At 38.3% G+C, this 22,679-nt stretch carries 21 protein-coding genes and 1 pseudogene; 5 read left to right on the top strand and 17 right to left on the bottom strand.

What is annotated here, in order from left to right; translation table 11 throughout:
- Positions 1–729: 729 nt before the first annotated feature.
- The 5 genes from ACFXN8_RS23700 to cyoE all read right to left on the bottom strand — a co-directional run bounded on the left by ACFXN8_RS23700 (position 730) and on the right by cyoE (position 5,733).
- Positions 730–1,074 carry a cytochrome C oxidase subunit IV family protein gene (locus ACFXN8_RS23700; protein ID WP_386847942.1) on the bottom strand — a complete coding sequence of 115 codons (345 nt, stop codon included), beginning with the start codon at positions 1,072–1,074 and terminating at the stop codon, positions 730–732.
- 1 nt (position 1,075) lies between these two features.
- On the bottom strand, positions 1,076–1,702 hold the full coding sequence (locus ACFXN8_RS23705) for a cytochrome c oxidase subunit 3 (RefSeq protein WP_132357625.1): 627 nt from the start codon (positions 1,700–1,702) through the stop codon (positions 1,076–1,078).
- On the bottom strand, positions 1,702–3,585 hold the full coding sequence (gene ctaD / locus ACFXN8_RS23710) for a cytochrome c oxidase subunit I (protein ID WP_376072947.1): 1,884 nt from the start codon (positions 3,583–3,585) through the stop codon (positions 1,702–1,704). The genes ACFXN8_RS23705 and ctaD overlap by 1 nt, the downstream gene beginning before the upstream one ends.
- A gap of 41 nt (positions 3,586–3,626) precedes the next feature.
- Positions 3,627–4,715, bottom strand: coding sequence for a cytochrome c oxidase subunit II (coxB, locus tag ACFXN8_RS23715; protein WP_376072944.1), 1,089 nt, complete (start codon positions 4,713–4,715; stop codon positions 3,627–3,629).
- Positions 4,716–4,815: 100 nt separating this feature from the next.
- Complete coding sequence (gene cyoE, locus ACFXN8_RS23720; RefSeq protein ID WP_386847944.1) at positions 4,816–5,733, bottom strand: heme o synthase; 918 nt, start codon at positions 5,731–5,733, stop codon at positions 4,816–4,818.
- Between the two features lie 336 nt (positions 5,734–6,069).
- Between cyoE and ACFXN8_RS23725 the strand changes: the two genes are divergently transcribed.
- The gene (locus ACFXN8_RS23725; protein ID WP_376072938.1) at positions 6,070–6,993 is read left to right on the top strand and encodes a COX15/CtaA family protein; all 924 of its coding nucleotides are present in this window, start codon (positions 6,070–6,072) and stop codon (positions 6,991–6,993) included.
- A gap of 247 nt (positions 6,994–7,240) precedes the next feature.
- Here the strand turns inward: ACFXN8_RS23725 and pyc are convergent, their stop codons facing one another.
- Genes pyc through ACFXN8_RS23740 form a run of 3 tightly spaced genes read right to left on the bottom strand, consistent with a single transcriptional unit; the run spans position 7,241 to position 12,214 of the window.
- Complete coding sequence (gene pyc / locus ACFXN8_RS23730; protein WP_386847946.1) at positions 7,241–10,675, bottom strand: pyruvate carboxylase; 3,435 nt, start codon at positions 10,673–10,675, stop codon at positions 7,241–7,243.
- Positions 10,676–10,687: 12 nt separating this feature from the next.
- Positions 10,688–11,872 (bottom strand): FtsW/RodA/SpoVE family cell cycle protein, encoded by a 1,185-nt coding sequence (locus ACFXN8_RS23735; protein ID WP_386847948.1) that lies wholly within the window; start codon positions 11,870–11,872, stop codon positions 10,688–10,690.
- Between the two features lie 60 nt (positions 11,873–11,932).
- Positions 11,933–12,214 carry an Fpa/YlaN family protein gene (locus ACFXN8_RS23740; RefSeq protein ID WP_053483432.1) on the bottom strand — a complete coding sequence of 94 codons (282 nt, stop codon included), beginning with the start codon at positions 12,212–12,214 and terminating at the stop codon, positions 11,933–11,935.
- A gap of 182 nt (positions 12,215–12,396) precedes the next feature.
- Here ACFXN8_RS23740 and ACFXN8_RS23745 point away from each other — a divergent pair, with 182 nt between their 5' ends.
- On the top strand, positions 12,397–12,897 hold the full coding sequence (locus ACFXN8_RS23745) for a peptidyl-prolyl cis-trans isomerase (protein WP_386847950.1): 501 nt from the start codon (positions 12,397–12,399) through the stop codon (positions 12,895–12,897).
- 11 nt (positions 12,898–12,908) lie between these two features.
- Positions 12,909–13,112 (top strand): YlaI family protein, encoded by a 204-nt coding sequence (locus ACFXN8_RS23750; protein ID WP_376072926.1) that lies wholly within the window; start codon positions 12,909–12,911, stop codon positions 13,110–13,112.
- Positions 13,113–13,868: 756 nt separating this feature from the next.
- Here the strand turns inward: ACFXN8_RS23750 and ACFXN8_RS23755 are convergent.
- From ACFXN8_RS23755 to typA, 5 genes are all read right to left on the bottom strand, one after another.
- On the bottom strand, positions 13,869–14,663 hold the full coding sequence (locus ACFXN8_RS23755; protein ID WP_376072920.1) for an ABC transporter permease: 795 nt from the start codon (positions 14,661–14,663) through the stop codon (positions 13,869–13,871).
- Positions 14,656–15,423: an ABC transporter ATP-binding protein gene (locus tag ACFXN8_RS23760; RefSeq protein ID WP_376072916.1), complete on the bottom strand. Its 768-nt coding sequence runs from the start codon at positions 15,421–15,423 to the stop codon at positions 14,656–14,658. The genes ACFXN8_RS23755 and ACFXN8_RS23760 overlap by 8 nt, the downstream gene beginning before the upstream one ends.
- A gap of 1 nt (position 15,424) precedes the next feature.
- The gene (locus ACFXN8_RS23765; RefSeq protein WP_386847953.1) at positions 15,425–16,417 is read right to left on the bottom strand and encodes an ABC transporter substrate-binding protein; all 993 of its coding nucleotides are present in this window, start codon (positions 16,415–16,417) and stop codon (positions 15,425–15,427) included.
- A gap of 261 nt (positions 16,418–16,678) precedes the next feature.
- The gene (locus ACFXN8_RS23770; protein WP_268638022.1) at positions 16,679–17,077 is read right to left on the bottom strand and encodes a YlaH-like family protein; all 399 of its coding nucleotides are present in this window, start codon (positions 17,075–17,077) and stop codon (positions 16,679–16,681) included.
- 30 nt (positions 17,078–17,107) lie between these two features.
- Positions 17,108–18,952 (bottom strand): translational GTPase TypA, encoded by a 1,845-nt coding sequence (gene typA / locus ACFXN8_RS23775; RefSeq protein WP_376072910.1) that lies wholly within the window; start codon positions 18,950–18,952, stop codon positions 17,108–17,110.
- 138 nt (positions 18,953–19,090) lie between these two features.
- Between typA and ACFXN8_RS23780 the strand changes: the two genes are divergently transcribed.
- Complete coding sequence (locus tag ACFXN8_RS23780; protein WP_370083130.1) at positions 19,091–19,276, top strand: DUF5325 family protein; 186 nt, start codon at positions 19,091–19,093, stop codon at positions 19,274–19,276.
- Positions 19,277–19,333: 57 nt separating this feature from the next.
- On the opposite strand, the gene ACFXN8_RS23785 is transcribed toward ACFXN8_RS23780, so the two are convergent.
- Positions 19,334–20,128: an inositol monophosphatase family protein gene (locus ACFXN8_RS23785; protein WP_376072905.1), complete on the bottom strand. Its 795-nt coding sequence runs from the start codon at positions 20,126–20,128 to the stop codon at positions 19,334–19,336.
- Between the two features lie 238 nt (positions 20,129–20,366).
- Positions 20,367–20,564: a hypothetical protein gene (locus tag ACFXN8_RS23790; protein ID WP_386847956.1), complete on the bottom strand. Its 198-nt coding sequence runs from the start codon at positions 20,562–20,564 to the stop codon at positions 20,367–20,369.
- Between the two features lie 125 nt (positions 20,565–20,689).
- Between ACFXN8_RS23790 and ACFXN8_RS23795 the strand changes: the two genes are divergently transcribed.
- On the top strand, positions 20,690–21,316 hold the full coding sequence (locus ACFXN8_RS23795) for a YktB family protein (protein ID WP_386847958.1): 627 nt from the start codon (positions 20,690–20,692) through the stop codon (positions 21,314–21,316).
- Positions 21,317–21,796: 480 nt separating this feature from the next.
- On the opposite strand, the gene ACFXN8_RS23800 is transcribed toward ACFXN8_RS23795, so the two are convergent.
- Both ACFXN8_RS23800 and ACFXN8_RS23805 read right to left on the bottom strand, forming a co-directional pair.
- Entirely contained in the window at positions 21,797–22,084 is a 288-nt protein-coding gene (locus ACFXN8_RS23800; RefSeq protein ID WP_386847959.1) for a UPF0223 family protein, read from the bottom strand.
- Between the two features lie 21 nt (positions 22,085–22,105).
- Positions 22,106–22,477: pseudogene (locus ACFXN8_RS23805) on the bottom strand (NAD(P)H-dependent flavin oxidoreductase); the annotation flags it as partial.
- Between the last annotated feature and the right edge of the window lie 202 nt (positions 22,478–22,679).

Raw genomic sequence — 22,679 nt, forward strand, 5'->3', positions numbered from 1 at the left:
GGGTTGATTTCCGTTCCGACTGGGCGCTTTGCCGCTGACGCTTCGCTTTCGCGCAGAGCAGAGCTTCCTGGGGGCGTCCGATGAGCCGCTTCACTGCGCTCCAGGGTCTCGGGCCAACAGGATGTTGGTCACGAAGGCGTTATCACAGGATGTGATGGTTTTAGCCTTCGTTCCTGTGACGCTGATCCCCGAGGAGTCGCCCAGTCTCCACTCCAATCAACTGATTCACACAGCACGTATTCTCTTAATTTAAATGAAAACGTATCTTTAGCAAAAGGGTTTGTCTGTGTAAAACCAACAGCAATGTACAATTACGTCACTGTTACAAGTCTATTCTGTTCATTATGGTGTGTTATCCATAGCGTCCACTATTGAAATGAATAAAATTTATAAAAATTATGCTATCGCTGATTGGAGTGGAAGGCTACTCGACTCCCGTGGGAAAGCGAGACAGGCGAGACCCTGCACGGAGCGGATGTTTTCTGTGCGAAAGCGTAGTGCTAACGTAGCGGCAGCAAATGTTTTATCTGTGCGAAAGCGTAGCGACAGCAACAACAACAGCGAAGGAAGCGGCTCGACGCTCGCCCACAGGAACGCGAGTAGCCTGGAACGGAAATCATTCTCACATGAATTATATTAATTCTTACCGGCTCATTCACTTAAACGGGAATAGAACCCAAAAAGAAAAGCACGTTCCTACTGAAAGTAGAGAACGTGCTTTTTTGGTGATTACCACCAAATAATTGTTAAAAATGCTAAGAAGAATGTAAATGCGATTAAAATACCCATCCACATGAAGAAGCCAATTACACCACCGAAGTGTGTTTTTTTGTCTTCTAAGTGCATGAAAGCGTAAAGTTGAAGAACAACTTGAACACCAGCAAGCAATAAAATAAGCGGTAATATTAAGTATTTAGAAAAATCAGCTGCAACTACTGCGAATGCGATAAACGTGAAGAAAATCATAATCGCAAAGTTGATAACTTGTTTACGCATATGAACGGCATTATGATGACGATCATACTCGTATTGTGCCTGAGACTTAGCAACCATAGGTGTATCGTGTGAAGACATATTATCCGATCACTCCCATCAAGTATACTACCGTAAAGATGAATACCCAAACTACGTCGATAAAGTGCCAGTATAAAGCAGCCACGAAGAATTTAGGTGCATTGTATAAGTTAAGACCACGCTTAGCATTACGAAGCATTAACGTAGCAAACCACACAAGACCTAATGTTACGTGGAAACCATGTGTACCAACTAATGAATAAAACGCAGTTGAGAATGCAGATTGGTCAAATGTAAAACCAAGACCTACATAATGATTGAATTCATAGATTTCAAGACCTAAGAATCCAAGACCTAAAAGTAATGTTATACCAAACCAAGTTTGCATAGCTTTAAAGTTAAAGTTACGCATATGGTAAATGGCATAAACAGATGTTAGTGAAGATGTTAATAATAACATCGTCATAGCGAAAGCTAAAGGTAATTCAAATAAATCTTGTGTTGTGAACTCCATGCCAGCAGGCCCTTTGTTCTTAAGTGCTAGGTAAGTAGCGAATAAACTTGCGAAAAGTACAACTTCACAGGCAAGGAAAATCCAGAAACCAACAACTTTATTTTTCCCTTCCATCGTCGCTTGTTCAGGATGATCTGGCCAAGTATGAGGAGTAAATTTTGTATTGAAATCCATTATTTATTTCCTCCTTTGCCGTAAAGTTGTTCTTCAATTTCAAGAATTTCTTCTTTGTGTAAGTGGAAACCGTGATCGTCCTTAACAGAACGGAAAATCATAGCACCAAATGTAATTGCAAGACCACCAATTAAAATATAAATTGACCATGGTTTATCTGCATCTTGATTATAAAGAGCACCGAATGCTGCGATAAACAAGCCCATAGAAATAACAAATGGGATAGCTGAGTTGTTTGGCATATGAATATCACCGATTGGCTCAGCAAATGTAACTTCTTTATTACCTTCTTGCTTTTCGATCCACCATGGATCTAAACCACGAACAAGTGGTGTTTGACGGAAGTTATAGAATGGGATTGGTTGTGGAATTGACCATTCTAATGTACGTCCATCGCCCCATGGATCGCGACCTGCTGGTTTGCCTTTGATAGACATTAAGCAGTTGATTACCATTAAGATAACCCCTACACCCATCATTAATGCACCGATTGTAGAGATATAGTTGAACTGATCCCAACCTTGACCTTCCATGTAAGTGAATACGCGACGTGGCATACCCATTAAACCTAAGAAGTGTTGAACGAAGAACGTTAAATGGAATCCAATAAAGAATACCCAGAAAGTAATTTTACCAAGCGTTTCGTTTAACATACGGTTGAAGAAAATTGGCCAGTAGAAGTGCGCTGAACCAAATAATGCTGTTACGATACCACCAACGATTACGTAGTGGAAGTGAGCAACGATAAAGTAAGAATCGTGTAATTGGTAGTCAAGAGGTGCAGATGCTTGCATTACCCCTGTAACACCACCCGCAACGAATGACGGGATGAAACCAAGTGCATAAAGCATTGGTGTTGTAACTTTAATAGATCCGCCCCAAATAGTTAAGATCCAGTTGAATACTTTCATACCTGTTGGAACGGCAATTGCCATTGTTGCAACAGCAAAGATTGCGTTTGCTGTTGGCCCAAGACCAACTGTAAACATGTGGTGAGCCCAAACCATGAACCCTAAGAAACCGATTAAAATTGTAGCGAATACCATTGAAGAGTATCCGAATAAACGTTTACGAGAGAACGCTGGAATAATCTCAGAGAATAAACCGAACGCCGGTAATACTAAGATATAAACCTCTGGATGTCCGAAGATCCAGAATAAGTGTTCCCAAATAATTGTATTACCACCCATTAAATGGTCAAAGAAGTTACCACCGAACATACGGTCAAATAACATCATTAATAAACCAATTGTTAGTGGAGGGAATGCGAATAGGATTAATGCACTTGATACAAGCGCAGTCCAAGTGAATAATGGCATACGCATGAATGTCATACCTGGAGCACGCATAGTAATAATCGTAACGATAAAGTTAAGACCTGAAATTAACGTACCTGCCCCTGATATTTGTAAACCGAGAACATAGAAGTCAATACCATGTCCAGGAGAATATAAAGATAATGATGCATAAGAAGTCCAGCCCGCATCAGGAGCGCCACCCATAAAGAATGACAGGTGAAGGAATACTGCACCTAGGAAGAATAACCAGAACCCTAAAGAGTTAAGGAACGGGAATGCTACGTCACGCGCACCAATTTGTAATGGTACAAGCATGTTCATAAATGCGAATAGTAATGGAGTCGCAGCTAAGAATAACATTGTTGTTCCGTGCATTGTTAATAGTTGATTGAAAAAACCAGCTGAGACGAAATCGTTATTTGGTTTCATTAATTGAATACGCATTAATACCGCTTCAAAACCAGCGATAGCGAAGAACAATGTACCGGCTAATAAATACAATATTGCTAACTTTTTATGGTCAACAGTTGTAATGTATTCCCAGACAGTTGCTCCTAAGCCCTTTTTCTGTGTGTATGAGCTCACAACTTTTACCTCCCTCAAAGTTTGTTACATAAAACTTAAAATTATTTCTCAACAGATAAGCCCATGATATACGTTGCAAGAGCTTGAATTTCTTCGTCAGTTAAGTCGCCATAAATTGGCGCAGTACCCTCTGCATTCATCATTAAGTTACCTGGTTTAAATTTGCCAGGATCCTGAATCCAAGCTTTTAAGTTTTCTTCATTATGTTCTAAGAAACCAGCAACACGGTTACGGTCACCAAAAGCAGTTAAGTTAGGACCTGGTGTACCTGCACCACTTGTACCAGATACAGCATGACAACCCATACAGCTTTGAGCAAATGTTGCTTCCCCAAGATCTGTTGAAGCTTTGTCAGCTTTTTTCCCATCTGTTGCTTTCATTGAAGCTACCCATGTATCGAATGCATCTGGGCTTAATGCTTTAACTTTGAAGTCCATTAATGCATGTGAAGGACCACATAACTCAGCACATTTACCATAGAATACACCATCTTTAAGGTCTTTTGATTCTTTATCGAATTCTAGATAGAACTTGTTTAAGTTATCTACGTTCGTATCCATTTTACCGCCTATAGCAGGAATCCAGAATGAGTGCTTAACATCGGCAGCTTTTAAGTTAAAGTAAACTTTTTGACCTGTTGGTACAACTAATTCTTGTGCAGTTACAATACCTTGGTTAGGGTATTCAAACTCCCACCAGTATAATTTCGCAGTTACATTTACTGTAAGTGCTGTTTTGTCACCGTTTTCATCTACTTCGTCCATCGCAGCAACATCTGCAAATTTGTAAGTAGCCGTAACAACTGGTACAGCTAAGATTAATAATAAAATAATTGGGATAACTGTCCAAATTATTTCAAGAGTGTGACTTCCTTCTACTTGCTTAGGAATAACGTTTTCGCCAACTTTTGAACGGCGGAATTTTAAGAATGCAAGTAAATAGACAACGGATACTACTACTACAACCAACGTCATAATTCCAGTAGCTAACATTAATAGGTTGAATTGTTCTTTACCTACTTGACCAGATGGTTTCAGTGCAGAAATATAATCTTCACCACAACCTGAAAGGAAAACCATCATCACTGCTAGTAGTGAAAAAAGACGCCACTTTTTAAGCCCTTTCATCATAGCTTAATTAAACCCCTCTTTCTTTGTTGTATTTTCATGTGTACCTAGGACATTAGTTCTGTCTATATGAATTCTTTAAGAAAAGAAAGAATTCCTAAATTTAGCTAAACAACGCAAAAATTATGATGGATACAAATAGTATGGTCATATGATTCAAAGAATAGATAAACATTTTATTCGCCCATTTCATATCATCTTTTGTAGTAAAGCCTTTAAAAGCTAGAATCAACCAGCCCAAGTTCAATGCAGTCGCAAGAATTAAGAAGCCAATCCCAAGCTCTGGTAAAAGGAAAGGTAACGGTAATAATAAAAGAATCCAGAATATCATCGAGTACTTCGTTCGTTTAAACCCTTTTACTACAGGTAGCATTGGTATATTAGCTGCACGATATTCCTCAGTACGTTTCATAGCAAGCGCATAAAAATGCGGTGGTTGCCATGCAAACATGATTAGAAATAAGGCAAGTGCTCCAGGACCTAATGCAGGTTCAACAGCTGCAAACCCAATAACTGGTGGGATCGCCCCTGAAATACTTCCTACAACCGTGTTACTAACATGCTTCCTCTTTGACCACATTGAGTACAGAACAACATAAGCAAATATTCCTACAAGTCCCCACATGCCGGCCGCAAACGATGCCGCAAATAACAAAATTTCACCTACAATTAAAAATGAGAGGGCAATGGTCAATACAAAATTCGGCTTAAATCTACCCGTTACTGTTGGTCTACTCTTCGTTCTTTTCATGATTGGATCAATATCTTGATCAATAAAGTTATTCATTGCGCCTGAGCCACCTATAATCAATGCTGCACCCAGCATGGTGAACAATATGACATCAAGCTCTTGCAAGAAGTGTCTACTAGTAAATTGAAATGCCAGCCACATCCCTGTAAACGTTGTGACAAGATTCGAGTTTACGATGCCAATTTTTATTAGTGCTAAGAAATCTTTTACAACAGATGTTGATTCTGGTCCACCATTTCTAGTAGCCGTCAGTGCACGACCGTTTGACATGATACCTCTCCTTTCATTTTTGTAAGCATATTCCGCTACCAATTACTATAGCGAAATTTGCGATTGATTTCTAGACATTAAGTGAAATTTAGATGAAGTTGTAAAAATTAGCTTTGTCTAGAAAAATAATTAAAAACAACATATCTATAGTAAAACATTTTCTAAAATGAATTGTGAAGGTTAGAGTACGAAATTATGAACAATTTGTGAAATGGAATCGACATCTAATACTCCCTACTCTTTACAAGTTGTTTTTTACCTGTATTTTCGATATCATCTAGTAGCAGAAACATTACTTTCATGTAATGTTCATAGACAAAGTAGGTGACTCATTTTATGCAACACAACAGGTATATGAAATGGTTTGCTGTTGCCGCTACAGTTGGAATGCTCCTTATTTTACTAGGTGGAGCACTTGTTACCAAAACAGATAGTGGCTTAGGCTGTGGTCGAAACTGGCCTGATTGCAATGGTTCTCTTATTCCAAAAGAAATTACACCAGCAGTCTTAATTGAATTTTCACATCGTCTTGTAACTGGGGTCGTATCTCTTTCAATTCTTGCGTTAACAGTTTGGACATGGCGTAAACTCGGTCATATTCGCGAAGTAAAATTATTAGGTTTCTTAGCGATGTTTTTCTTAATCGCACAAGCTCTTATCGGAGCAGCTCAAGTGTTGTGGGGACAAGGTGATTTCATATTAGCGCTCCACTTTGGGATTTCTCTTATTTCCTTTGCTGCTGTTCTCCTTCTTTCTATGATTGTATTTGAAGTCGATCGGAAATTTGATGCTGATAACGTTTTTATTGGAAAAAAATTACGTTGGCATACGATTGCTGTCACAATTTATTCTTATTTAGTCGTTTATACAGGGGCGCTTGTTCGCCATACAGACTCTAGCTTAATATGTCCTGACTGGCCATTTTGCTATAACGATACACCATTCGCAGCTTTTAATAATATGTATGAATGGGTGCAAATGGGACATCGCCTAGCTGTTCTTATCTTTTTCATTTGGATTGCATACATAACTTGGCACGCTGTAAAAGAATATAAACATCAACGTGTTATTTACTATGGCTGGATTATTGCCTTTACTATAGTAATTTTACAAGTGATTGCTGGTATGCTAGTAGTCCTAACTAAATTGAATTTAACAGTCGCATTACTTCATTCATTATTTATTTCAATTCTATTTGGTCTACTTTGCTATATGGTAATGCTAGTTGCACGTAGCAATTATAATGAAAAAAACAAATAATAGTAGAAAAAGATTCGCTACATTTTTCAATGGCGAATCTTTTTTATTTTGTCAAACGTTTCTACCATTTATGTGTAAAAAAATCAACAAGTTTATTATTACAATATAGCAAATTTTGGCGCATTGTCACTACAGAAAACATCTATAGCTGACGCTTCGCTTTCGCTACAGAAAATATTTGCTGAATGAAGATAAAAAAGGTTATTAGTATGCTTTCAAAGCATCTAATAACCTTCTTTATTATCAATTATTCAATTTCAATTAACAAATCACCTGTTGAAATAGCATCGCCCGCATTAGCGTATACTTCTTTCACGATACCGTCTTTCGGTGCTTGGACGGTTGTTTCCATTTTCATCGCTTCGGTAATTAATAAGTGATCCCCACGTTTTACATGACTTCCTTTTGATATGACTACCTTTAAGACCGTACCTGGCATCGTTGCGCCAATTTGATTTGGATTGCTTGGATCTGCTTTTAATGCCAGACTGCCATCTACTTCGACAGTCATATCTTGAATCACTAGTTCACGAGATTGACCGTTTAGCTCAAAGTAAATAACTCGTGTACCATCATGCTGTGGTTCGCCAATGGAAACAAGTTTAATGATTAGTGTTTTACCTTTTTCGATCTCGACTTCGATTTCTTCGCCTAGTTTTAACCCGTAAAGGAATGTTGGCGTATCTAATACCGAAATATTGCCGAAGGAGTTCACTGTTTTTGCATACTCTTCAAACACTTTCGGATACAAAGCAAACGCTAACACATCCTGCTTTGTCACGGGACGATTTAATTTTTCCTCTAGTATCGCCTCTAGTTGCTCAAAATTCACAGGCTCTAGTAGCTCGCCAGGACGTACCGTAATTGCTTCACGATCCTTTAACACAACCTTTTGAAGTGCTTCTGGGAAGCCCCCATGCGGTTGTCCTAAATAACCTTGAAAGAATTCAATCACAGAATCTGGGAAGTCGATTGTTCGCCCTCTTGTCAGTACAGAGTTTTCATCTAAATCATTTTGCACCATAAATAACGCCATATCACCGACTACTTTCGAAGATGGGGTTACTTTGACAATATCGCCAAATAGAAGGTTTACACGGGAATACATATGCTTCACTTCTTCCCATCTGTCCCCAAGGCCCACTGCTTTGGCTTGCTGTTGCAAGTTACTGTACTGACCACCCGGCATTTCGTGGACATAAATTTCAGAATGCGGGCTAATCATGCCGCTTTCAAAATCCTTATAATATTTACGAACATCTTCCCAGTAGTACGATAACTTTTCAAGCGCATCGATATCGGCACGAACCTCACGCTTACTGCCCTTCATTGCATAAGACAAGGAATTTGCACTTGGCTGTGATGTTAAACCTGCCATTGAACCGAGCGCCGTATCAATGATATCCACCCCTGCCTCGATCGCCTTGGCATATAAATAAATACCATTGCCACTTGTATCATGCGTATGCAGATGGATTGGCAGACTTGTCGTTTCTTTTAACTCTGAAATTAAACGGTAGGCTGCTTCTGGCTTCAATAATCCAGCCATATCTTTTATCGCTAAAATATGGGCACCTGCTGCCTCTAGCTCTTTTGCCATTTCCTTGTAGTATTGAACTGAATATTTCGCCCTTGATTCATCAAAAATATCTCCTGTATAACAAATCGCAGCTTCAGCAATTTTACCTGATTGACGTGTTGCATCAATGGCTACTTCCATTCCTTTAATCCAGTTCAAGCTATCGAAAATACGGAATACGTCAATGCCTGATGCCGCTGATTCAGCGATAAACTCACGAATTAAATTGTCTGGGTAATTTGTGTAGCCAACTGCATTCGCACCGCGTAATAACATTTGGAATAGCACATTCGGTACTTGTTCACGTAACTTGGCAAGGCGCTCCCATGGGTCTTCTTTTAAGAAACGGTACGCCACATCAAACGTCGCGCCTCCCCACATTTCGAGTGAGAAGAAATCATGCATCATGCGCGCAGTGGCATCTGCAATTTCGAACATATCCTGTGAACGTACACGTGTCGCAAGAAGTGATTGGTGTGCATCTCTGAAAGTTGTATCCGTTAATAGCACATCCTCTTGCTCCAGAATCCACTTCACAAGCCCGTCTGCTCCTTGGGCATCTAAAATTTGCTTTGTACCTGCCGGAGGAACGATTAATTTATCGACTTTTGGAATGCTTGGCTGTACAAAAATTGGTTTCGACTTCTTCTCTACACCAGGGAAGCCATTTAGCGTCACATTGCCAATATAGCTTAAGAGCTTTGTCCCACGGTCCTTGCGTTCAGGGAAATTAAATAGTTCAGGTGTTGTATCGATAAAGCTTGTATCAAATGCACCTGTTAAAAATTTCTCGTGCGTTACGACATTATTTAAGAATGGAATATTCGTTTTCACCCCACGAATACGGAACTCTTTTAAATTTCGATCCATTTTTGCTGCTGCTTCTTTAAACGTCATCCCTGTCGTTGAAATTTTAACCAGAAGCGAATCATAGAACGGTGTTACCACTGCTCCTTGGAAGCCATTTCCGGCATCTAATCGAACGCCAAAACCACCGCTTGAACGGTACACCATGAGTTTCCCTGTATCTGGCATAAAATCATTAGCAGGGTCTTCCGTTGTGACACGCGCTTGAATCGCATAGCCAATCATTGGAATATCCGCTTGTTGTGGAATATGGATTTCCTCACTATGCAGACCGTAGCCTGCTGCTACTTTAATTTGGGCGTGCACAATATCAACACCCGTAATCATCTCAGTAATCGTATGTTCTACTTGAATACGAGGGTTGACCTCGATGAAATAAAAATCCTCACCTGCAACTAAAAATTCTACTGTCCCTGCATTTATGTATGAGACATTTTTCATTAATTGAATTGCAGCATCGCAAATTCGGTTTCTTAAATCATCCGAAATTGAATTAGATGGAGCGATTTCAACAACCTTTTGATGACGACGTTGAATTGAGCAATCACGTTCATATAAATGAATAATATTACCCTCTTGATCGCCAATAATTTGAACTTCAATATGCTTTGGCTTAATAATAGCCTTTTCTACATACACCTCATCAGAACCAAACGCTGCCTTCGCCTCTGATTTTGCACGTTCATAGGAGGAAGCTAGTTCCTCTTCTGTATGAACAAGACGCATTCCACGACCACCGCCGCCTAGTGCTGCCTTAATCATAATTGGATAGTCATATGCGCTAGCAAAAGCCTCTACCTCTGCTAAATTAGCTACTGGACCATCTGTACCAGGAATAACAGGAATACCTGCAGCAATCGCTTGTGCTCGTGCCTTCACCTTATCTCCAAACATATCTAAGTGCTTAGAAGTTGGCCCAATGAAGACAATCCCCTCTTCTTCACATCGACGTGCAAATTCTACGTTTTCTGATAAAAAGCCATAACCTGGATGAATTGCATCAACATTAGCATCTTTGGCAATCGATATAATGCCCTCAATATCTAAATAAGCATCAATTGGTTTCTTGCCTGCTCCCACTAAATAGGCCTCATCTGCTTTAAAGCGATGGAACGCCCCACTGTCCTCCCGTGAATAAATGGCAACAGTTTGGATATTCAACTCCGTACATGCACGGAAAATACGAATTGCAATTTCTCCTCGATTGGCTACGAGAATTTTGTTGATTGATTCCATTGATATCCCCCTTTATGATTGTGTCTTTCTCCTTTCTATCTTTTCAAACATAGAAACATTGATCAATATTCCCATCGCTAAAGATAGAATAATTATAGATGTACCGCCATAGCTAATAAAAGGTAGCGTTACACCGGTTAACGGGATTAACCCAGTTAGACCCCCAAGATTGATGAACGTTTGCCAGCCAATCCAGCTCGCAATACCAGCCGCAATCATACGTGCTAGTGGATCTTTCGTGCGCAACGCAATCGAAAATCCTTTATATACAATAAATCCTAAACCACCTAAAACGATAAGAACTCCCCAAACTCCTAGTTCCTCCATAATAATCGCCATAATAAAATCGGTTTGTGGTTCAGGCAAATACCCCAATTTTTGAATCGACTGACCGAGACCTCTTCCTTCTAAACCGCCTCCGCCAATAGCATAATAACTATTAACAACTTGGTGGCCACTACCATTCTCATACTCAAACGGGTTTATGAATGATTGAAGACGTCCCATACGGTTTGGCGTTAACATATTTCCTTTAAACAGCATTAGTATACCAAAGATGGCTCCTCCAAACGCACCCAATACCCCAAAAAACTTCCAAAATGTTTTAAATGGAATGCCACTCGCTGCTACAACACAAACAGCAATTCCACATAAAATAATACTTGCTCCCAAATCGGTTTCAAATGCTACACCAGCAACAACTAGAATCCAGAGGAATATAGGATAAAATATTTCTGTTGGTTGTAGCTTTTCAAGCGTATATTTTTGTCCTTTCCGATAAAAAGCTGCAGCAAAATATAAAATTATAAATAGCTTCGCATATTCAGAAGGCTGAAAGTTCCCAAAACCAGGGACGGAAATCCAACTTTTAGACCCTATTCCTGCTTCATCACCATTACCTGCAACTTTTACCCAAGTAAATAGTACAACTAGCACAGCCGTAAGAAACAACATAACTTTTTTATTCGCATAATGCTTGTACGGGAAAAATGCAGCTGCTAAAAACCCAAGAAAAGCTACAATTAAATTAATTACTTGCTTGTGGTAATAATAATCTGGCGCCTTTCCTTTTTGTGCAATAGCCACCATCATACTTGAGCTATAAATCATTACTAATCCAAATAAGCTTAATAAAAGGACCGTAAAAAATAATGGGTAATCAAAATTTTTGGCATAACGTTTTAAGTATTGTTTCATCGGAAAACCTCATTCTAGAAAAAAAACTCAAATCGCAAATTGCGTTTGAGTTTTTTCTTTTTATTTGTCTGTATACGCGTCATGTAGTACAGAAAGTTCTTTCTCGAGTGAATCGAGAATTTCTTTGCCTTTTTCGCGATCAATGAGCCCAAGCTTCACAGCAAAGTCAATTTCACGTGAAAGGCCGAACATTTGTGTATCTAATACTTCTTCATATAGAGGGCATTGTGGCATTGTTAAATGATCCATTTGTACTCGAATGAGGCGAGCAATTTTATCTGCATCAGCAACTAAAAGCTCCAAAGCCTTCTCTTGAAAAGAAGTTTGTGATTTAGTATCCATGAGGACGCCCCCATTATCTGATATTTCTTCGATTCTATCTTAATAAAGTTTATCTTTTAGTCGTTAAAAATGCAAGTGTCTACATTGGAAAATAGAGAAATCGAATTATATTTCTTTATTATCTCTAGTCATTAGCGTTATACTATTTCATGGATATACAAGATTTGAGGAGGATTTCTATTATGGAAACAATAATTCCTATCAAGGGCGCAGTTACATTCCAACTAACATTAGATCCCACTGTTTGGATTTTCGATGATCGTAAATTAGATTTAAAAACGTACTTCGATGCAAAAGAAGTTGAGGAAGATTCGGATATTAAATATATGCGTGAGGTAGGTGCTCACTGGTCACGTGAGATTATGGAAGGGGCTACTTTCCCACCAACATTGAAATCAGAACGAAAATTTGACCGCAAAGGGATGGAAACAGGTACTTTCGGGATCGAATTAAGTCCCTTCTTGAAAAATGCTGAAATTAAACCTGGAGCAACAACAATCGTCATTGAATGTGAAGATGGCAAAGAATATCCATTTACAATCGAAGAAGCTCATACATTCATTTTAAAATATAGCCAAGATGGCAAGCCATTACTTGAAGATGGTCCTATTCATGTGCTATTTAGAGACGGTTCAAATGTAGACAACCCGATCAAAAATGTATTGGCTATTCGTGCTGAGTAGGAGGGATTGCAATGCGCGTAAAATGCGTTATTTGCGATACAATTAACAATTTAGATGATAATTTACCGTTAGCAAAAAAATTACGCAATCGACCAATTAATACGTATATGTGTGGTACATGCCATGATCGTATTGAAGAAAATACCGTTGCACGCATTGAAACAGGAAATTTCCGTTTTTATCGTACTTCACCACAGATGGATAAAGAATTTTAACAGCAACTAAAAGAGGTGACTCATTATTTGAGTCACCTCTTTTATCGTTCAGACTACTCACCAAGATTTATCGGAACAAAATCTCATTTTATCGGAACAATTTTAGCTTTTATCGGAATAATATCTCGTTTTATCGGAATATTATCAACATGAAGGAGACGACTCATTATTTGAGACACCTCCTTTATAGTGTTTAAAAACAAAAATGTTCAAAGAAATTTCCGTGAATGTTGTGGTACTTTAGATAAATCGAATGAAAAGACTTATTACAGTGAGACGATTGTAAATCTGTTGTTGCTACCGCTACGTTAACACTTCGCTTTCGCACAGAAATCATTTGTTGCTGAAATTTTGTTTTATCACTATAAATTAGAGTACCATCCCAGAAGATACGCGCTATGTGAAGTGGTTGATTGGAGTGTAGGCTGGGTGACTCCTTGGGGATTAGCGATAGGGGAACGAAGGCTAAAACCATCACGTCCTGTGATAACTCCGTCGTGACCAACATCGTGCTGTTGCTGTCGCTTCGTTGCACTACGCTTTCGCACAAAAAACATCTGTTGGCCCGAGACCCTGCAGCGAAGCGAAGCGGCTCATTGGGCGCCCCTAGGAAAGCGCCCAGCCGGAACGGAAATCAATCACTCGTTTTGCCGAAGAGCCCATTTATTTAATGAGACACTATAATTTCATTGACATAATAGTTTTTCTACAACATGAAGGAGGTGACTCATTATTTGAGTAGCCTCCTTTAACCGTCTAACCATTATTTTTTATAATCACCTTCTCAATCAACTCGACAACCTGATACATAATCGTTGCAAAAAAGGCGATGATGAGAAGTGACATAAGCACAAGATTAAAATTAAACACCTGGAAGCCATAAATAATTAAATAACCAAGCCCTTTTGAGGCAACTAAAAATTCACCAACTATGACACCTACCCAAGAAAGTCCTACATTTACTTTCAAAGTAGAAATAATCGTTGGGAAGGAAGCAGGTAAAATAACTTCTTTAAATATTTGCCATCTGGTTGCCCCAAAAGTTTGTAATACTTTGCTATAGTTTGGATCAACCCCTTTAAAAGCCGTATAAACCACTATGGTTGTAATAATGATCGAAATCAACGCACCCATCGCTATAATAGAAAAATAACCAGGACCAAGGGCGACTATTAAAATGGGTCCTAAAGCAACTTTCGGCATAGCATTTAAAATAACTAAATATGGATCAAGTACCTTTGATAGCATTGATGACCACCACAATACGATTGCTATTAATGTACCCAGTAGTGTTCCGGCAATAAAGCCAATAATCGTTTCCATTAAAGTAACGCCAACATGAAGTGTTAACGTACCATCGCTCACTTTTTCTACCAATGTGTGCCATACATGCGTTGGAGAACTAAAAATTAAACGGTCAATCCACCCAAATCTTGATAGAAGCTCCCACCCACCGAAAAATACGAGTAAGATGATCAGCTGATATAATCGAACATAGCGCTTTTCTTTTTTTAGCATTTGCTGATACTGTTTAAACATTGTATTATCCAAGACTCTCCAGCTCCTTCCAAATAATTTGGAATATGTCTGAATACGCTGGATGCTGTCGAACATCAAAAGGCGAAAGTTCTTGTAACTCTGAAGGTATTTCAAATACTTTATGCAATGTACCTGGATTGGCGGAAAATAGAAATACCCGTTCACTCATCGCAATCGCTTCACCAATATCATGTGTCACAAGAATTGCAGTTTTTTGATAGGCCTTTAACGTTTCAACAACCAAATCCTCCAGTTTTAATTTAGACTGATAATCAAGTGCTGAAAACGGTTCATCTAGCAATAAAATTTTAGGATCCACCGCTAAAGTTCTTGCAAGTGCTACTCGTTGACGCATGCCACCCGATAACTCTCTCGGATAATTGTTCCCTACATGCGGTAAACCAATTTCTTGCAAAAGTGCATTTGCAGTTACTTTATGAGTTTTATTGCTTCGTTCCATGATTTTCAAACCAATAGTGACATTTTCTTCGATGGTTTTCCAAGGAAATAAATAATCTTGTTGAAGCATGTAACCAATGAGAGACTGATTGTGTATTGAAATTTCCTCACCGTCAATGTATACCTTGCCTTCAGTAGACGAAAATAAGCCAGCAATAATTGATAATAACGTTGTTTTCCCACATCCGCTCGGTCCTATAAAAGAAACAAACTCACCTTCACGAATATCTAAATTGATATCACGTAAAACTTCCTTTGCCTGCGTTTTCGAAAAATAGCTATGGTGAATATTTTTTACTTTTAAAAATTCCATATTACTCAGCTGCCTTTTTAGCAAAGGTTGTATTTACAAGCTTTTCATAATCCACCCGTTGAGGAAGTTCACCCGCTTCCCCCATGATCGTTTGCAAGTTATCCCATTCCCCCTTATCCAAAATAGGATCTGTAGCATAGGAACCCTGTGATTTATAACGCTCTACCACTGTTTCAATTAATCCAACATCTACATTCTCAAAGTATGGCTGAATAATTTTCGCAATCTCTGCCGGACTCGCTTTTTGTACAAAATCCTGTGCTCGTTTTAATGCATTTGTAAAGCCTTGAACTGTCTTCGCTTTGTCCTTTAAATAGCTGCTTTTTGCCATAAACGATGTATAAGGTAATTGCCCAGATTCAGTACCAAATGAAGCTACAATATAGCCCTTACCTTCTTTCTCAAACATACTTGCTGTTGGTTCAAATAGTTGTACATAGTCCCCCGTTCCAGAAGCGAATGCTGTAGCAATATTGGCAAAATCAATGTTTTGAATGAGGTTTAAATCATTGGCAGGGTTAATGCCATGCTTTTTCAGTACGAACTCACCCGCCATTTGCGGCATTCCACCTTTACGTTGCCCTAAAAATGTAGAGCCTTTCAACTGATCCCATGAAAAGTTATCCATCTTGTTGCGTGCAACTAAAAATGTGCCATCTGTTTGTGTTAACTGCGCAAAATTTTGAATTGGGTCATTGGCGCCTTGGAGCGTTACATATATAGAAGTTTCCGATCCAACTAAGGCGATATCAATTCCATCAGATAGTAACGCCGTCATTGTCTTATCGCCACCCGCAATTGTTTGTAGCTCAACGGAAAGCCCTTCATCCTTGAAGTACCCCTTTTCAAGTGCTACATACTGCGGCGCATAGAAAATTGAGCGCGTCACTTCTCCAACTTTAACTTTTTCAAGCTCCGTTTTATTACATGCTGTCAAAGAAAGGAGTAACAAAGCAACAACACTAAATAGTAAACCTTTTTTAAGCCAACGCATCCCATTTCCTCCTTGATTGATGAAATAAGCCTATCGACATTAACTTATTCACACTAGAAGATTTCGGTGCCAATCAATTTAGGTTTGAGAGACACAATCGATTGAAAATGGGTTCCGTAGCCAATCGTTTATATGTAGATGGCTTAAAACGATAAAATTTTTTACTATACCAAATAAAACAGCCTTAGCAAATTAATGCTAAGGCTGTTTTATTACTTAAAAACTCAATACAAGTTTCACGGTATAGGAGCCAAGCTACTCTCATTGATTTGCAGCTTGTTGCTCTTCTCTTTTTTCACGCCACATACGTGTTTTATATACAATCAAAATTAACGCCGCTACGATGAGACCCTCAATCATAGGTAGGAATAACGCGAAAAATGTCAACATAATACATCCCAGGAACAGGAATACATAAATGGCAATATTTTGAGATAGCTTTAACTTCTTTGCAAAGCCTAATTTATAGACAATTGCAGAAAGTACAAATACAAGAAGAAATACAACGAAGCCTGCAATGTCATAGCTCGGTAAATTTTCATATAAAAATCTTGTTATACCAGCCATTCTCTCATAAACCTTTGTTGTTTCCTCTGCATTTGTTGATGCAGCAACTTGAATAACATTTAGTTCACCCAATAAAGCGGACTTTATATCCAAGACTCCTCTTCCTTTCATGTCAGCGGAAAATTATTGTTCTGCGTTACGTAATTTTTTCGCTGCTTTCTCACGTTCGTTTTTATCTAGAATTTGTTTACGAAGGCGAATAGATTCTGGTGTGATTTCTAAGTACTCGTCATCACCTAAGTATTCAAGCGCTTCTTCTAGTGATAGAATACGTGGCTTTTTAATAACATTCGTTTGGTCTTTGTTTGCTGAACGGATGTTTGTTTTTTGTTTCATTTTTGTGATGTTTACAGTGATATCAGCGTCACGAGTATTTTCTCCAACGATCATACCTTCGTAAATATCTGTACCTGGCTCCAAGAACAGTGTACCACGGTCTTCAATTTGCATCATACCATAAGTTGTTGATTTACCAGTTTCCATTGAAACTAGTACACCTTGGTGACGGCCACCAAGTCTTCCTGGTAATAATGGTTGATAGCAATCGAACGTATGGTTGATAATACCGAAACCTTTTGTCATCGACATGAATTCAGTTGTATAACCGATTAATCCACGAGCTGGTACTAAGAACGTTAAACGAACTTGACCACTGCCGTTGTTCACCATATCAAGCATTTCACCTTTACGTGTACCAATTGATTCAATAATTGAACCAACATTTTCTTCAGGCACATCGATTTGAACGCGTTCGAAAGGTTCACATTTCACGCCGTCGATTTCACGCACGATTACTTGTGGTTTTGACACTTGTAATTCGAAGCCTTCACGACGCATGTTTTCGATAAGGATAGATAAGTGAAGCTCTCCACGACCTGAAACTGTCCAAGCATCTGGAGAATCAGTATCTTCAACACGTAAAGATACGTCTGTTTGTAATTGAGCACGTAAACGCTCTTCTACTTTACGAGAAGTAACCCATTTCCCTTCACGACCTGCGAATGGAGAATTGTTTACTAAGAAAGTCATTTGTAAAGTTGGCTCATCAATACGTAATGGCGTTAGCGCTTCTGGGTGCTCAACAGGGCAAACTGTTTCACCAACGTTGATGTCTTCCATACCTGAAACGGCGATTAAGTCACCAGCTTTTGCTGTCTCAATTTCTTCACGTTTTAAGCCGAAGAAACCAAAGATTTTCGTTACACGGAAGTTTTTCACTGTTCCGTCTAACTTCATAAGAGATACTTGTTGACCTACAGAAATTGTTCCGCGGAATACGCGACCAATACCGATACGTCCAACGAAGTCATTATAGTCAAGTAAAGCTACTTGGAATTGTAATGGCTCTTCTGAGTTATCAATTGGTGCTGGAATAGCTTCGATAATTTTCTTAAATAGACATTTCATATCCGCTTCTTGCTTAGATGGATCAGCGTCTAAAGAAGCTGTACCATTTACACCTGAAGCATAGACAACAGGGAAGTCTAATTGATCTTCATCTGCACCTAGTTCAATGAATAATTCAAGTACTTCATCTACTACTTCTAGTGGACGAGCTGAATCTTTGTCTACTTTATTAACAACAACGATTGGTGTTAAACGTTGTTCTAATGCTTTTTTTAACACAAAACGTGTTTGTGGCATACAACCCTCATACGCATCGACAACTAGTACAACGCCATCTACCATTTTTAAAATACGTTCTACCTCACCACCGAAGTCAGCGTGTCCAGGCGTATCAAGGATGTTGATACGAGTTCCTTCATAGTTTACTGCTGTATTTTTAGCTAAAATCGTAATACCGCGTTCGCGTTCAATATCGTTAGAGTCCATTGCACGTTCTTCAACACGTTCGTTTGAACGGAATGTACCTGATTGTTTTAGTAATTGGTCGACTAAAGTAGTTTTACCATGGTCAACGTGGGCGATTATTGCGATATTGCGAAGATCTTGACGTAAGTTTGTCATTATTCCACTCCATATTCTTTTTTCGAATGTTTAACTGTGATATTATAGCACAAGAAGGATAGAAATGTCCTTATTAGAATTTTCCTCATTCTAAAAAATATATTTGATTTACAAATTTTTAATATAGGAGGCTCGGCTATGAATCGTGCAAAATTCGTAATGGCCATTTACGCATTAGCAGCTGTTTTAGCAATGTGTTCTATCGGATATTCAGTGGCAATTGACAGTGTATTAGGTATAATAGCAGGCATTGTTGCTACTTGTGTCATTTTCATGACAGCCTTTAAAATGAAACGTAAACTACGTGAGCAAGGTTTACTTTAATAAGAGTTGATTGCTAATGTAAGAAGGAGCCTGTCTAAAAAATAGACAGCTCCTTTTTTATTCATAAGGCACAATATAATTTTCTAATAACTCTTTGTGTATAGAAGGGTTGGCAATGATAAACGTATCCTGATGCAAGAAATCAAAGCCCTCTCCATGTAAATTAGTGGTGATGGCACCCACTTCCTTAGCGATAATAGTACCTCCAGCAATATCCCATGGCGATAGTCGCATCGATACATAAGCATCTAGTTTACCACTGACAACAAACGCTATCTCCATTGCGGCTGAACCATATGACCGCGTACCACGTACTTTTCGAACCATTTCAATGATTTTTTCGTGGTGAATATGTCGATTGGGTGCTACCCAATGAGCGTTTATACCAATGACCGCTTCCTCCATTTTGACTGGCTGCAATTTACGTAATGGAGAGTCATTGTACCATGCACCTCCTCCTGCAATAGCATAAAATAAATCTTCACGCATGACATCAAATATGTAACCTAGCTTGCCTACCCCATTAACAAAAATACCGATAGAAATCATAAAATGACGATGTTGTTTCACAAAATTCATCGTGCCATCGATCGGATCAATTATCCATACAACACCTTCTAACGACTCTACTTTCTCTCCCATTCCCTCTTCCCCTAAAATTTTGTGGGTTGGATCGAAACTTCGTATTTTTTCGATAAAAAATAATTCTGTCTCACGGTCAATATTTGTAACAAGATCATTGGCACTTGATTTTGTCTCGATAACTAGATTGTACGAAAAGGCCTCCCGAATACGGCTCCCAGCTTCAAATATAATACTTTTCGCAAATTGATCAATTTGTTGTAAATCCATAAAAACCCACCCTTCGATTATAAGAAAAGGCCTTATACATTTAGCAATGCTTTTCAACTTTCTCACTACTTAAGGCTTGATTTCTCATGACATTTTGTTAATTCGTAGCATCTAATACTTCCTTGGAAATAGTACTTCCCATTATGATATACTATCCATTTTACCCTTTATAGCAATAAAAATCACCTGCTGTCGGAATATTCAGCAAGTGATTTTTCAAATCGGTATAAAATTTTGACTACGCATAGGCGTGCAAGCTATCAAGTTCAAGCTGAATTTCAGCCAGACGTTTTTTACTTTTTTCAATTTCAAACTCATTTTTTTCATTCATTGCCGAAAAGAGCGAGACTAATTCATAATCTAATTCTAATTGTAAAATGTGTTCATATTGCTTTTCAATGTCGACTTTACGTATAATTTTTACGATTGGTTTCATAAAAATCACTTCCTTTTATTATTTTTTCACAGTGACTTATCAGCTTCGATAAAGTTCTTGTTATAAGATTTTTTCCCATTTTCGTTATAAAATAAACCTTATAAATCGAAAGGAGTTAATAAAAAATGCCGAAAATTAAATGGACAAATAAAGACTTCAATGTTTTTCAAATAGACGGATTAGAACAGAGAATGGATGCCTTAAATGAATGTGTACGACCGAAATTCCAAATTCTAGGGGAGGATTTCTCTTCCTTCTTTTCGAGTCATCTTGGAGAAGAATTTTTTCCACATGTTGCAAAGCATGCACGTAGAACAGTAAATCCCCCGAATGACAGCTGGGTTGCCTTCGCTCCCTACAAAAGAGGTTATAAATCATTACCTCACTTTCAGATTGGTCTTTGGAGCACACATTTATTCATCGTCTTAGCTATTATTTATGAAGCTCCTCATAAAAGTGAAATAGCAGAACGTTTAATTGCCAACAGAGCAATGCTACAGCAACTTCCTGATGATTTCATTATCTCTGGGGATCATATGTCTCCAGTAGCAATCTCCATGCAAGATGCTAAAGAAGACAAGCTAGATGAATTACTTCTTCGTTTACGTGATGTTAAAAAAGGTGAGTTTTTAGTAGGGCGACATATTCCAAAAAAACAAGCCGTCAAGCTGTCAACTAGTCAACTTCAGCAATTAACTGAAGACACTTTTAGCCGTTTACTCCCTATTTACAACATCATTGTTGGAAAATAAAGTTTGACGGATTGTACTTCAAGCTTTGTGGCATTATAACTAAAATAATAATTTTCCAACGACAAAACCCCGGTTTTATATATTGTGGAAAATTTACGTTATTATCCCTAGCAAATGAAAATTTGTATGAAGAATATTTTTTTGGATGAGAGTTTGAGGAAATTATTATTTTTTCTCTGCTTTTCAAAATGTTTTATATTGTATATGTAGTATATGAAAAACGCTTATTTTTAACACAGAGATAGTGTAAAACTATCAGATAAAAACAAGAACTGAAATTGTTCCGATAAAACGGGATTTTGTTCCGATAAAAGCTAAAATTGTTCCGATAAATTATGATGAGTAGCCTGAAACGGAAATCACCCTCTTTTAAAAGCAAATTTTAAAAATCCCACATTAGAAAAGCGCAAGAAATCAACGTTTCTAAAATTGATTTCTCGCGCTTTTTAAGGTTTTGACCAGTTTTGTCCCAGTCAATTTTTATCGACGTTGCTTCGGGGCAACTTTAATAATTGTGTCATCAGTTGCATCTTTTGTTTGTTTCACAACAGGATAACTGACATAGCCACTTGCTTCTTCAAATTCACGGAAAATTGTTTTTTCCTCGGCCTGTGAAGGAACAATTTCTTTAAAACGACGATATTTCGCCATCATCACTCCACGCTTAATGCCTTTTTCATAAGCTTGTTCAATTCCTTCAAAAAATTGGACAACATCAACAATTTCCTCAGTTGACCAATCCGTCGAAAACGGATAAGAGTATTCCATGGACATAACCACCTCTTTATATTACTCAGCCCATTTTACCCGAATACTTTCTGCTTCTGCAACCATTCGAGTAATAAGCTCCTCGACTGTTGGAATATCATGAATCATTCCTGTAACTTGTCCAGCCCAGCCAATTCCTTCATCTTTCTCGCCATCATAAATAAAACGTTTATTCGCTTTCCCACTAATATAATCTTTTAATGCTTCATACGTAGGTGTAGTGCGCTCAATTTCTAAAATCTTTTCCGTAAATTCACTGCGCAGCGCTCGTGCAGGTGCACCTATTGAGCGTTTTATAACAGTCGTATCTGCCTCGGTGCTTGCGATTAATGCTTCTTTATAAGCCTCAGAGGCATCAACACATTCCTTTGTCGCTATAAAACGGGTACCGATACGAAAAACATATACATTTCTTAAAAAATGTAGACATCTCTACTGTGACACAACTTATATCTTATGACTTTCGTTTTGTGTCTTCCTTATTCTCCGAGTCTGGTTTTGCCGAAGCTACTGCCATTTAGTATGACTCTCCAAAGGCTTAAATTCCGCAGTATCGTTGCGTACACATCTAAGGATTAGTTTCAGTTAAATTCCT

This window comes from Lysinibacillus sp. NPDC059133 (genome assembly GCF_042755925.1).
Taxonomy (GTDB): domain Bacteria; phylum Bacillota; class Bacilli; order Bacillales_A; family Planococcaceae; genus Lysinibacillus.

Bases quoted from the DNA above. Each gene is read 5' to 3' on its own strand.
- ACFXN8_RS23700 (WP_386847942.1), bottom strand. From the start codon at position 1,074: ATGTCTTCACACGATACACCTATGGTTGCTAAGTCTCAGGCACAATAC.
- ACFXN8_RS23705 (WP_132357625.1), bottom strand. From the start codon at position 1,702: ATGGATTTCAATACAAAATTTACTCCTCATACTTGGCCAGATCATCCT.
- coxB (WP_376072944.1), bottom strand. From the start codon at position 4,715: ATGATGAAAGGGCTTAAAAAGTGGCGTCTTTTTTCACTACTAGCAGTG.
- cyoE (WP_386847944.1), bottom strand. From the start codon at position 5,733: ATGTCAAACGGTCGTGCACTGACGGCTACTAGAAATGGTGGACCAGAA.
- ACFXN8_RS23725 (WP_376072938.1), top strand. From the start codon at position 6,070: ATGCAACACAACAGGTATATGAAATGGTTTGCTGTTGCCGCTACAGTT.
- pyc (WP_386847946.1), bottom strand. From the start codon at position 10,675: ATGGAATCAATCAACAAAATTCTCGTAGCCAATCGAGGAGAAATTGCA.
- ACFXN8_RS23735 (WP_386847948.1), bottom strand. From the start codon at position 11,872: ATGAAACAATACTTAAAACGTTATGCCAAAAATTTTGATTACCCATTA.
- ACFXN8_RS23740 (WP_053483432.1), bottom strand. From the start codon at position 12,214: ATGGATACTAAATCACAAACTTCTTTTCAAGAGAAGGCTTTGGAGCTT.
- ACFXN8_RS23745 (WP_386847950.1), top strand. From the start codon at position 12,397: ATGGAAACAATAATTCCTATCAAGGGCGCAGTTACATTCCAACTAACA.
- ACFXN8_RS23750 (WP_376072926.1), top strand. From the start codon at position 12,909: ATGCGCGTAAAATGCGTTATTTGCGATACAATTAACAATTTAGATGAT.
- ACFXN8_RS23760 (WP_376072916.1), bottom strand. From the start codon at position 15,423: ATGGAATTTTTAAAAGTAAAAAATATTCACCATAGCTATTTTTCGAAA.
- ACFXN8_RS23765 (WP_386847953.1), bottom strand. From the start codon at position 16,417: ATGCGTTGGCTTAAAAAAGGTTTACTATTTAGTGTTGTTGCTTTGTTA.
- typA (WP_376072910.1), bottom strand. From the start codon at position 18,952: ATGACAAACTTACGTCAAGATCTTCGCAATATCGCAATAATCGCCCAC.
- ACFXN8_RS23780 (WP_370083130.1), top strand. From the start codon at position 19,091: ATGAATCGTGCAAAATTCGTAATGGCCATTTACGCATTAGCAGCTGTT.
- ACFXN8_RS23785 (WP_376072905.1), bottom strand. From the start codon at position 20,128: ATGGATTTACAACAAATTGATCAATTTGCGAAAAGTATTATATTTGAA.
- ACFXN8_RS23790 (WP_386847956.1), bottom strand. From the start codon at position 20,564: ATGAAACCAATCGTAAAAATTATACGTAAAGTCGACATTGAAAAGCAA.
- ACFXN8_RS23795 (WP_386847958.1), top strand. From the start codon at position 20,690: ATGCCGAAAATTAAATGGACAAATAAAGACTTCAATGTTTTTCAAATA.
- ACFXN8_RS23800 (WP_386847959.1), bottom strand. From the start codon at position 22,084: ATGGAATACTCTTATCCGTTTTCGACGGATTGGTCAACTGAGGAAATT.